The organism is Roseateles sp. (assembly GCF_046300915.1).
Lineage (GTDB): Bacteria > Pseudomonadota > Gammaproteobacteria > Burkholderiales > Burkholderiaceae_C > Kinneretia.
The window spans coordinates 1-10713 of record NZ_JBKCLH010000084.1 but is presented as its reverse complement, the minus strand read 5'-3'; the positions used below and the strand labels follow the sequence as shown (position 1 = coordinate 10713).

The following is a 10713-nucleotide window of genomic DNA, read 5'->3' as shown; positions in this document are numbered from 1 at the left end:
TGGCCGAGCTGCTGAGCAGCGATGCGCTGCAGCTCAAGCCCGGTCAGGCCGTTCGCATCGAACGCTGGGGCGGGCCGGGCAGCTTGGCGGGCCAGGTCAGCCGGGTCGAGCCGGGAGCCTTCACCAAGGTGTCGGCGCTGGGTGTCGAGGAGCAGCGGGTGCGGGTGCAGATCGCGCTCAGCAGTCCGCTGGCGCAGCGCCAGGGCCTGGGCGATGGCTACCGCGTCGCGGTCAAGGTGATGACGCGCCGCCAGGAGGGTGCGCTGCTGGTGCCGGTCAGCGCGGTCTTCCCGCTGCCCGGCGCCGAGCCGGGCCGGCATGCGCTGTTCAAGCTCGAGGCCGGCCGGGCCCGGCTGAGCGAGGTGCAGCTGGAGGCGCGCAACAGCCAGGTGGCCTGGATCGCCAAGGGCCTGGAGGCCGGCTCGACGGTGGTGGTCTATCCGCCGCAGGGCCTGACCGACGGCGCGCGGGTCAAGGCGCGCTGAGGCCATCAACGCTTCAGCAGGGGGGCGATGGTGAAGCGGTAGCTTTGCACTTGCGGGTTCAGGTGCTTGCTGTAGGGGCGCATATCCAGTTCGCCGATGCCGGAGCCGAACTGCTTGAGGAATCGCCGTGCCGTGGCCTTTGCAAACAGCGTGAACATGGGGCGCTCCAGCTCCAGCCCTTCGTCGGCAAAGTCGCGTCCCTGCTGGTGGTCGTACAGCATGACCAGGGCCCAGGCCCCGGCCAGAAAGTGTCCGCCAGCCAAGGCGTCGAGCCGGCCCTCGATGAGAGCCTGCATGGCCTCGTTGGAGGTGTTGATGGCCGAGAAATAGTGCTCAAGCCCTGGCCTGGCGCCCGTCTGGCTGAGAGCTTCCATGGCGCCCAGGGCCATCTGGTCGTTGCCGGCCCAGACCAGGCGCGCCTCGGGGTGCCGCCGCAGCAGGCCCGGCATCTGCTCACGCGCGAGCTCACGGCGCCAGTCGGCAAACACGGTTTCAGCCAGCTCGACCTGCGGCGCCTCGGCCACAGCCTGGCGCATGCCCTCGTTGCGCGCGACGGAGGTCGGCGTCGAGCGGTCGCCAGCGATCGCGAGCATCTGCAGCTTGCCGCCGGGCTGGGCGCGCAAGGCCTGCTGGATCAGGGCCTTGGCGGTCAGATAGCCTGCCTCGCGCGCATCGGGCTCCAGGCTGCCCAGCAGCAGGGGCAGGCTCTGCCTGGGCGCCCAGCTCTTGCGCTCCTGAGGCAGCAGTCCGTTGAAGACGGCAAAGGTCCTGATGCCGGCCGCACCCAGGGTCTGCGCATTGCTGACCAGGGTGCCCTTTTCGTTGACCAGCAGCACGTAGTCGGGGCGCTGCTGTGCCGGGCGCCCGGCGATTTCGCGCGCCAGGCGCAGCGCCCGCTCGGGTTCGCGCTCGGCATATAGCACTTCCAGCTGGATGCCCAGACTCCTGGCCGCTGCCTGCATGGCCTGCGTGGCCGTCAGCCAGAACGCTTCGTCAGACCGCCCCGGGTTGATGAAGCTGACACTCATGGCCTGCACAGGTCCGAGGCTCAGCAGCATCAAGACCAGCAAGACAAGCTTCCGCAACATAGGCAAGGCCGCAACTCCCGGGTTGGAAAGCAGGCATTGTCGCTTTGTCGTGCGCTCTAGCTCGCCGCCAGCTTGAGATCCGCGAAGCCCATCAAGCGCAGCAGGACGTAGCCCATGGCCGCTTCGCCAGCGTCGTCGCCGACGCAGACGATCTGGGCATGGCGCGGCAGGCCGGCCTTGGCCAGCAGGCTCCAGATCTCGTGCGCCGGCTTGGGGCGGCCGCTGGCATCCAGCAGCTGCGCGTAGGGCAGATGAACGACCTTGCCCGGCAGTTCGGGGGCTGGCGGGCGCGAGCCCAGGGCGAGATAGACCCGTGGCATGCCGTGAGCGGGCGGCTTGGCCGCGAGTGCTGCGCTGCTCATCAGGATGGCACGTGGTCTGGCCTGGTAGTCCACCGGGGCGATGGTCGGGTCCAGCGGCGGCTTGCGGGCGCCCACGCGGGTGGGCTCACGGCTGAGCTGCAGGCCGCGCAGTTCCCAATCCTCGGCCGACTCCAGCAAGAGCGAGACCTTGCGCTGACCCAGCTGCTCCAGCAGCGCGAACGCCAGTGCCGCTTGCTTGTTGAGACCGCCCTGCGAGACGATCACCGCCTCATGCGTCGGATCAACGCCCGCCGGCCCCAGCAGAGCGGCCAGCTGCTCCGGCGCCGCGAGCGCGGCTTGGAATCGCTGCGACGGCAGGCTGAGCGCAAAGGGCACATGGCCTTTTGCGTAGTCTTCGGCCGGGCGCACATCGATGATGCTGATCGGGCTGTGGCTGAAGGTGCGCAGCATGGTGTTGCTGAAGCCATTGAGCCAGTCGGCGTTGCGCAGCAGGGACGGCGCGGCATAGCTCCACAGCGGCAGCTCGCGCGCATCTTCCAGCCACTCCTTCTGCGAGCCCTGGTAGAGCGCCACCTTGGGATAGTCGAGCAGGAACTTCAGGGCAAAGTAGGGCACGCTGGCGGCCACGCCGCCGCCGCAATAGCTGTAGACCTGCTGCTCGCGGCGCACCCCCAGATGGTCCAGCATGGCCTGCAGCTCGGCGCGCGACTTGAAGGTCTTGTCGGGGCGGAAGTAGTCGTCCGCCGGCGACAGCAGGGCGTGGGGCACATGCCCGCCGCGGTTGAAGAACTTGGCGCCGCCGTAGTAGTAGGGCGGGTCCAGGGCCTCCAGCAGCGCATGTCCCGCCGGGTCGCCGGAAGCCGCGAGGAACTCCGGCAGGCGCGCACGGGCGTCCTCGCGCGCGGCGATCACCCGGATATTGCCGGGTGTCGGAGGCGGCGTGGCCTCGCTGACGAGGGCGCCGCCTGCGGCCTTCCAGGCGGCCAGCCCGCCGTCCAGCAATCGCAGGCGTTCGGGGGCCACACCATGGCGGTAGAGCTCGTAGAACAGCCAGGTGGCCAGCATCGTGCCGCCCTGGTCGTGGATCACCAGGGTCTGGCCGCTGGCGTTGTCGGCGATGCCCCAGGCGCGCAGGCGGGCCTGCATGGTGGCGGCATCCACCTCGCGTGAGCCGTGGCTGTAAAAGTCCGCATTGATCGCGCCGGCGATGTGTCCGGCCGCATGCTGCCGGGCTGGCGAGGCATCGAGCAGCAGCGGTGGCGTGCTGCTGGTCAGGGCCCGGCGCAGCCACGGTGTATCGACCAGGGGGCCGGCCGCCTGGGCCGCGGCGCCCATGAACATCAACACAAGGGTGACGGCCAGCATCAGCCAGCGGCGCGGCAATCGATCTGTCATAGCCCAGCTCCCGAGATGAAAGCGGGCAATGTCGCAGCTCCTGGGTGCCCAGACCCGCCGGCTGCGACAGACTGCATGCATCGATGGACAGGCGACGCTGGCGCCGGACGGGTGCCGCCCGTCAGACCTGTGCCGCAAGCACCTCCACCCGCAGCTGCTCGTGCAGCTCGCGCTTGAGTACGGAGAACTCGGCCGTGGTCTTGACCGAGTAGTGGCGCGGGTGTGCGAAGGGGGAGGGCAGGTCACTCTTGATGCGTCCCGGCCGCGCGCTCATCACCACCACGCGCGAGCCCATGAAGATGGCCTCGTCGATATCGTGGGTGACGAAGAGCACGGTCTTCTTCTCACGCTCCCAGATGCCCAGCAGCAGCTCCTGCATCAGCTCGCGGGTCTGGTGGTCCAGGGCGCCGAAGGGCTCGTCCATCAGCAGCATGCGCGGCCCGTTGGCCAGGGCGCGGGCCAGGGCCGTGCGTTGCTGCATGCCGCCGCTGAGCTGCTTGGGGTAGTGGCCGGCGAACTTGGCCAGACCCACCTTGGCGATGAAGTCCTGGGCAATCTCCTGCTGCTGCGCTTTGGGCAGTCCCCGCTCGCGCAGGCCGAAGGCCACGTTCTCCAGCACCGTGAGCCAGGGGAAGAGGGTGTAGCTCTGGAACACCATGCCGCGGTCGGCACCCGGGCCCTGGACCTTGCGGCCGTCCAGCAGCGGCGAGGTGCTGCTGGGCGCATCCAGGCCGGCCACGATGCGCAGCAAGGTGCTCTTGCCGCAGCCCGAAGGACCGAGGATGGTCAGGAAGTCGTTTTCGGCCACGTCCAGATCGGTAGTCTGCAGGGCCACGGTGGATTGACCGTCATGGCCGGCGAAGGTGCGGGAGACGCCGCGGATCGAAAGAATGTTGTTCGTCATCGGCCGAGCTGTGCCCAGGGAAAAAGGCGGCGGTTGAAGGCCTTGAAGGCGAAGTCGCTGACCAGGCCGATCAGGCCGATCACGATGATGCCGAAGATGATCTGGTCGGTGGCCAAGAGGGCCTGGCTGTCGGTGATCATGTGGCCGATGCCGCTGGAGGCGCCGATCAGCTCGGCCACGATCACATAGGTCCAGGCCCAGCCCAGCACCATGCGCAGGATCTCGGCGATCTCGGGCGCGGCCCCGGGCAGGAGCACGCGGCTGATCAGGCTGCGGTCCGAGACGCCCAGGGTGTAGGCCGCCTCCACCAGGTCGCGCCGCGTGTTGCCCACGGTCACCGCAATCATCAGGGTCAGCTGGAAGAAGCTGCCGATGAAGATCACGGCCAGCTTCTGCGCCTCGCCGATGCCCACCCAGAGGATGAGCAGGGGGATGAAGGCCGAGGCCGGCAGGTAGCGGGCAAAGGACACGAAGGGCTCGAAGAAGGCCTCGATGGGCTTGTAGGTGCCCATCAGCACGCCCAGGGGCAGGGCCAGGGCGGCGGCGATCACAAAGCCCCCCAGCACCCGCCACACGGTCATGCCAATGTCCTTGGCAAAGCCCATCTCGGTCAGCAGGGTCCAGCCGGACTTCAGCATGGTGAGCGGGTCGGCCAGAAAGGTCTTGCTGACCAGGCCGCCGAAGGTGACGGCGGCCCAGAGCGCGGTGAAGAGCAGGAAGAAGGACAGGCCCAGACAGAGCCTTGTCCGAGCAGATACGGCTTGAAGAGGTCTCATCGCGTGCGGTTCAGGCATTCCCGGGCGACGCCCGAGGGTCCGGCTTGGCCGGCCCTAGGGGCGTGCCCCCTTGAGGGGGCCGGCGAAGCCGGTAGGGGGTGGGTCACTGGATAAAGCGCGTATCGGCCAGCTTGGAGAGGTCGGGGATGGCCTTGATGATGCCCACCTCCAGCAGCAGCTCGGCGGCTTCCTTGCTGAACTGGGCGTGCTCGCCGGCAAAGAACTTCTTGTTGGCCTCGCGGTCCTGCCAGCGCAGGAAGGCCTGGCTCTTCTCAAAGGCCTCGGCGCTCTGCTTCACATCGGCGCCCATGATCTCGAAGCTCTTCTTGGGCTCGGCCTTGATCATGGCCAGGGCCTCGAAATAGCTGTCGGCCAGGGCCTTGGCGGCCTTGGGGTTCTCGGCCAGGAACTTGGGCGTGCAGCCGAAGGTGTCCATCACCATGGGGTAGTCCAGGGTGGTGGCGAGGATCTTGCCGGCCTCGGGCTTGGCGCGCACGGCGCTGAGGAAGGGCTCGTAGGTCATGCCCGCGTCCAGATTGCCGGCGCCGGCGATCAGGGCATTGGCGGCGGCCTGGGGCTCCAGGTTCACCACGTTCACGTCCTTGATGGACAGGCCGTTCTTCTTGAGCATCCAGGCCAGGGTGAAGTAGGGTGCGGTGCCCGGCGCGCTGGCGGCCACGGTCTTGCCCTTGAGATCGCTGATCTTGCTGATGCCGGGCTTGACCACCATGCCGTCGGCGCCAAAGCTCTTGTCGAGCTGGAAGATCTGGGTGGTGGCCACACCATTGGCGTTCCAGACGATCCAGGTCTCCACCGTGGTGGCCGCGCATTGGATGTCGCCGGAGGCGATGGCCAGATGGCGGTCTTTCTGAGGGATCTTCTTGATGCTGACGTCCAGGCCGTTCTTCTTGAAGAGGCCGGCCTCCTTGGCCAGGGTCAGGGGTGCAAAACCGGTCCAGCCGGAAATGCCGATGCCGACCTTGACCTCCTGTGCCTGAGCCGACAGGGCCAGGGTGGCGAGTGCGAATGCAGACAGGATCTTCTTCATGGTGCGAGGGCTCTCCGTTGGACTGAGGTGGGCTCAATGATGGTGCGCGCGCCCGGACTTGCCTCTCGGGAAACACCCGGTGCCGCGCGCGCCAGGGACAGCGCTTGCTGCATGCAGAAGACGTGCCAATGGTTGGCGGCCTGTGCGCCTGCCGCGCGCCCTGTGCTTCGGTGCTGCATTCGCCCAAAGAAAAAGCCCGCTTCCCTGTTCGGGGAGGCGGGCTGATGGGCCCCGCCCAGTTCTCTGGGAGGGACGTAGCGCGAGATCGGGATTCAGCCGTAGACGCTCAGGGGGCTGTGCGTGCAGGCGATGCGGGCGACCGCGCCCTCGTTGACCAGGGCCGTGGCCGCCTCGATGTCGGGCGCCAGATAGTGGTCGCTGGGCATGGCGCGGCAGCGCTGGCGGATCAGGGCGTGCGTCTGCTCCAGCGCCTGGGAGCTTTGCAGCGGGCGCAGGAACTCGATGCCCTGGGCGGCGGCCAGCAGCTCGATGCCGATGATGTGGGCCGTGTTGTCCAGCATCTGGGCCAGGCGGCGCGCGCCGAAGGTGGCCATGGACACATGGTCCTCCTGGTTGGCGCTGGTGGGCAGGCTGTCCACGCTGGCCGGGTGGGCCAGGCTCTTGTTCTCGCTGGCCAGGGCTGCGGCGGTCACGTGGGCGATCATGAAGCCCGAGTTGAGGCCGGCGTTCTCGGTCAGGAAGGGCGGCAGGCGGGAGACGCCGGCATCGATCAGCATGGCGATGCGGCGCTCGGCAATCGCGCCCACCTCGGCCACGGCGCAGGCCAGGGCGTCGGCGGCCAGGGCCACGGGTTCGGCATGGAAGTTGCCACCGCTGACCATGGCGCTGCTGCCGTCCTCGTTGGCAAAGACCAGAGGGTTGTCGGTCACGGCATTGGCTTCGCGCAGCAGCACATCGCGCACATAGCGGGCCTGGTCCAGGCAGGCGCCCATGACCTGGGGCTGGCAGCGCAGGCAGTAGGGGTCTTGCACCCGTTCATCACCCTCCTGGTGCGAGGCGCGGATGGCGCTGCCCACCAGCAGCTGGCGGTAGGCGGCGGCGGCCTCGATCTGGCCGGGCTGGCCGCGCACCGCATGGATGCGGGGGTCGAAGGGGCCGTCGCTGCCGCGGGCGGCATCCAGGCTCAGTGCGCCCGACACGACGGCCGAGGCGTAGACGGTCTCGAAGCGCAGCAGGGCGTCCAGGGCCAGGGCGGTGCTGGTCTGGGTGCCGTTGATCAGGGCCAGGCCTTCCTTGGCCTGCAGGCTCAGCGGGGTGATGCCGGCGGCCTGCAGCAGGGGCAGGGCGGGGCGGCGCTGGCCGTCCACCAGCATCTCGCCCTCACCCATCAGGGCCAGGGTCATGTGCGAGAGGGGCGCCAGATCACCCGAGGCGCCCACCGAGCCCTGGCAGGGGATGTAGGGCACAAGACCCTTGTTGAAGGCGTCCAGGATGCACTGCACCACCTCCAGGCGCACGCCCGAGTGGCCGCGGGCCAGGGAGGCGGCCTTGGTGGCCAGCATCAGGCGCACCACGCCGGGCGCCATGGGCGCGCCCACGCCCACGCAGTGGGAGCGGATCAGATTGAACTGCAGGGTGGCCAGCTCTTCCTTGCTGATGCGCTTGGAGGCCAGCTTGCCGAAGCCGGTGTTCACGCCGTAGACGGCGGCGTCGCCGGCCGCATGGGCCTGGACGATGGCGGCCGAGCGCTCGATGGTGGCCACGGCGGTGGCGTCCAGACCCAGCTGCACGCCGCCCTGGCGGATCTGGCGCAGCTGTTCCAGCGTCAGGGCACCGGGGGTGAGGGTGATCATCATCGTCATGGGGTCAGTCCTTGAGCATGGGCAGGTTCAGGCCGCGGTCCTTGGCGCAGGCCTGGGCAATCTCGTAGCCGGCATCGGCATGGCGCATCACGCCGGTGCCGGGGTCGTTGAAGAGCACGCGCTCCAGGCGCTTGGCGGCCGCGTCCGTGCCATCGGCCACGATCACCACGCCGCTGTGCTGGCTGAAGCCCATGCCCACGCCGCCGCCGTGGTGCAGGCTCACCCAGGTGGCGCCGCCGGCGGTGTTCAGCAGGGCGTTGAGCAGGGGCCAGTCGGACACGGCATCGGTGCCGTCCTTCATGGCCTCGGTCTCGCGGTTGGGGCTGGCCACCGAGCCGCAGTCCAGATGGTCGCGGCCGATCACGATGGGCGCCTTGAGCTCGCCCTTGCGCACCATTTCGTTGAAGGCCAGGCCGGCCAGATGGCGCTGGCCCAGGCCCAGCCAGCAGATGCGCGCCGGCAGGCCCTGGAAGGCGATGCGCTCGCGCGCCATGTCCAGCCAGCGGTGCACCCGGGTCTCTTCGGGGAAGAGCTCCTTGATCTTGGCGTCGGTCTTGTAGATGTCCTCGGGGTCGCCCGAGAGCGCCACCCAGCGGAAGGGACCGCGGCCCTCGCAGAACTGCGGGCGCACATAGGCGGGCACGAAGCCGGGGAAGTCGAAGGCGTTCTTCACGCCCTGGTCCAGGGCCACCTGGCGGATGTTGTTGCCATAGTCCACCGTGGGCACGCCCATGGCCTGGAAGTCCAGCATGGCCTGCACATGCACGGCGCAGCCCTTGGCCGCGGCATCCTTCAGTTTCGCATGCTGGGATGAATCGGCCGCGGCGGCCTTCCACTGCTCCACCGTCCAGCCGGCCGGCAGATAGCCGTTGATCAGGTCATGAGCCGAGGTCTGGTCGGTCACCACATCGGGCTTGGGCGCGGTGCCTGCGCGCGCGCGCTTGACCAGCTCGGGCAGGATCTCGGCGGCATTGCCCAAGAGGGCGATGGAGATGGCCTTCTTCTCGGCGGTGTACTTCTTGATGCGGGCGATGGCGTCGTCCAGATCGGCGGCCTGCTCGTCCACATAGCGGGTCTTGAGGCGGAAGTCGATGCGCGACTGCTGGCACTCGATGTTCAGCGAAACGGCGCCGGCAAAGGTGGCGGCCAGGGGCTGGGCGCCGCCCATGCCGCCCAGGCCCGCGGTCAGCACCCAGCGGCCGGCCAGATCACCGCCGTAGTGTTGTCGGCCGGCCTCGGCAAAGGTTTCGTAAGTGCCCTGGACGATGCCCTGGGTACCGATATAGATCCAGCTGCCGGCCGTCATCTGGCCGTACATCATCAGGCCCTTGCGGTCCAGCTCGTTGAAATGCTCCCAGGTGGCCCAGTGCGGCACCAGGTTCGAGTTGGCCAGCAGCACGCGCGGCGCGTCGGCATGGGTCTTGAACACGCCCACCGGCTTGCCCGACTGCACCAGCAGGGTCTCGTCCTCGTTCAGGGTCTTGAGTGTGGCGAGGATGGTGTCAAAGCATTCCCAGTTGCGCGCGGCCTTGCCGATGCCGCCGTAGACCACCAGCTCATCCGGGTTCTCGGCCACCATGGGGTCCAGATTGTTCTGGATCATGCGGTAGGCGGCCTCGGTGAGCCAGCTCTTGCAGTGCAGCTGGGTGCCGGTGGGGGCGCGAACGGGGCGGGCTTGCGAGCTCATGCGGTTCTCCGGAGCGTAGGGAATGCGCGGAACTCTAGTTGTCTATACAAGTAAAGTCAACTACCATCCGCGGCATGGCGACCATGGCACGCAAGACACCCTCAGGACCCGAGCCGCAGTACCTCAAGGTCAAGAACCATCTGCGCGACGGCATTGCCAGCGGCCGCTGGGTTCCGGGCGATCTGCTGCCCTCCGAAGCCGAGCTGGGTGCGCAGTTTGAGCTCAGCCGCATGACGGTCAACCGTGCCCTGCGCGAGCTGGCGCAGGAGGGCATGATCGAGCGGGTGCAAGGCGTAGGCAGCTTTGTGGCCCAGCTGCACCGCATCTCCTCCACGCTCACGGTGCGCGATGTGCATGAGGAAATCGCCGCGCGCGGTCACCGGCACGAGGCGCGCTTGCACTCTCTGGCCAAGATCAAAGCCACGGCCGAGCAGGCGGCCGAGTTCGGCCTCAAGGCCGGCGCGCCGCTGTTCCACAGCGTCATCGTGCATTTCGAGAACGGTGTCGCGATCCAGTGCGAGGACCGGCTGGTCAACCCGGTCTGTGCGCCCGACTACCTGGCGCAGGACTTTGCCCAGCTCACGCCCACGCACTACCTGCTGGACGTGGCGCCGCTGTCGGAAGCGCGCTATACCATCGAGGCGACATTGCCGGCCGAGTTGGAGGCCAAGCTCCTGGGCATTGCCCGGCGTGAACCCTGCCTGGTGGTGCGGCGCCTGACCTTCAGCCGCGGTGTCCCCGTCACCTCGGTGCGGCTGACCCACCCCGGGTCGCGCTATCTTCTCGAAGGAGGATTCCAAGCATGAGCTGGAGCATCATCTCGGCGGACCAGGTGGCGCCGCAGCGCTGGAAGAACAACGGCGGCTGGACCCGCGAGCTGCTGGCCTGGCCGCACCCGGCGCAGTGGACCCTGCGCATCAGCGTGGCGGATATCGAGGCGAACGGCCCCTTCTCGGCCTTCGAGGGCGTGCAGCGCTGGTTCGCGGTGCTCTCGGGGCACGGCGTGCGGCTCTACGACTATGAGCTGCATCCCGGCAGCGAGATCCTCAGCTTCGACGGCGCTCTGGCGCCCGACTGCGAGCTGGTGGACGGGCCCACGCGCGACTTCAATCTGATGCACCGCCGCGGCCAGGGCCGGATGCGGGTGCAGGCGGCCGATGGGCCCCTGGCGCCGCCCCTGGGCC

At 68.4% G+C, this 10713-nt stretch carries 9 protein-coding genes and 1 pseudogene; 3 read left to right on the top strand and 7 right to left on the bottom strand.

All coding sequences use genetic code 11. From position 1 onward, the window contains the following. Positions 1–485 (top strand): annotated as a pseudogene (locus ACK5F2_RS06555) (efflux transporter periplasmic adaptor subunit); the annotation flags it as partial. A 5-nt stretch (positions 486–490) separates the two neighbouring features. Here the strand turns inward: ACK5F2_RS06555 and ACK5F2_RS06550 are convergent. From ACK5F2_RS06550 to hutU, 7 genes are all read right to left on the bottom strand, one after another. Beyond that, a complete protein-coding gene (locus tag ACK5F2_RS06550; RefSeq protein ID WP_409863641.1) occupies positions 491–1573 on the bottom strand; it encodes an ABC transporter substrate-binding protein in 1083 nt (360 codons plus the stop codon). A 56-nt stretch (positions 1574–1629) separates the two neighbouring features. After that, the gene (locus ACK5F2_RS06545) at positions 1630–3291 is read right to left on the bottom strand and encodes a rhodanese-like domain-containing protein (RefSeq protein WP_409863639.1); all 1662 of its coding nucleotides are present in this window, start codon (positions 3289–3291) and stop codon (positions 1630–1632) included. 121 nt (positions 3292–3412) lie between these two features. Then, complete coding sequence (locus tag ACK5F2_RS06540; protein WP_409863638.1) at positions 3413–4195, bottom strand: ABC transporter ATP-binding protein; 783 nt, start codon at positions 4193–4195, stop codon at positions 3413–3415. Then, a complete protein-coding gene (locus ACK5F2_RS06535) occupies positions 4192–4971 on the bottom strand; it encodes an ABC transporter permease (RefSeq protein ID WP_409863637.1) in 780 nt (259 codons plus the stop codon). Before ACK5F2_RS06535 ends, ACK5F2_RS06540 begins: the two co-directional genes overlap by 4 nt. A gap of 103 nt (positions 4972–5074) precedes the next feature. Further along, positions 5075–6019, bottom strand: a complete 945-nt coding sequence (locus ACK5F2_RS06530) for an ABC transporter substrate-binding protein (protein WP_409863635.1) — start codon at positions 6017–6019, stop codon at positions 5075–5077. 272 nt (positions 6020–6291) lie between these two features. Beyond that, a complete protein-coding gene (hutH, locus tag ACK5F2_RS06525; protein ID WP_409863634.1) occupies positions 6292–7842 on the bottom strand; it encodes a histidine ammonia-lyase in 1551 nt (516 codons plus the stop codon). A 4-nt stretch (positions 7843–7846) separates the two neighbouring features. Beyond that, positions 7847–9529, bottom strand: a complete 1683-nt coding sequence (hutU, locus tag ACK5F2_RS06520) for a urocanate hydratase (RefSeq protein WP_409863632.1) — start codon at positions 9527–9529, stop codon at positions 7847–7849. Between the two features lie 83 nt (positions 9530–9612). Here hutU and hutC point away from each other — a divergent pair, with 83 nt between their 5' ends. Further along, positions 9613–10335 carry a histidine utilization repressor gene (hutC, locus tag ACK5F2_RS06515; RefSeq protein ID WP_409863630.1) on the top strand — a complete coding sequence of 241 codons (723 nt, stop codon included), beginning with the start codon at positions 9613–9615 and terminating at the stop codon, positions 10333–10335. Beyond that, a partial coding sequence (locus tag ACK5F2_RS06510) for a HutD family protein (protein WP_409863628.1) occupies positions 10332–10713 on the top strand: 382 nt, incomplete at its 3' end. The genes hutC and ACK5F2_RS06510, both read left to right, overlap by 4 nt.

What these genes read in the sequence shown, in the direction of transcription:
- hutH (WP_409863634.1), bottom strand. Translation starts at nt 7,842, where the DNA reads ATGACGATGATGATCACCCTCACCCCCGGTGCCCTGACGCTGGAACAG.
- ACK5F2_RS06540 (WP_409863638.1), bottom strand. Translation starts at nt 4,195, where the DNA reads ATGACGAACAACATTCTTTCGATCCGCGGCGTCTCCCGCACCTTCGCC.
- ACK5F2_RS06530 (WP_409863635.1), bottom strand. Translation starts at nt 6,019, where the DNA reads ATGAAGAAGATCCTGTCTGCATTCGCACTCGCCACCCTGGCCCTGTCG.
- hutU (WP_409863632.1), bottom strand. Translation starts at nt 9,529, where the DNA reads ATGAGCTCGCAAGCCCGCCCCGTTCGCGCCCCCACCGGCACCCAGCTG.
- ACK5F2_RS06545 (WP_409863639.1), bottom strand. Translation starts at nt 3,291, where the DNA reads ATGACAGATCGATTGCCGCGCCGCTGGCTGATGCTGGCCGTCACCCTT.
- hutC (WP_409863630.1), top strand. Translation starts at nt 9,613, where the DNA reads ATGGCACGCAAGACACCCTCAGGACCCGAGCCGCAGTACCTCAAGGTC.
- ACK5F2_RS06535 (WP_409863637.1), bottom strand. Translation starts at nt 4,971, where the DNA reads ATGAGACCTCTTCAAGCCGTATCTGCTCGGACAAGGCTCTGTCTGGGC.
- ACK5F2_RS06550 (WP_409863641.1), bottom strand. Translation starts at nt 1,573, where the DNA reads ATGTTGCGGAAGCTTGTCTTGCTGGTCTTGATGCTGCTGAGCCTCGGA.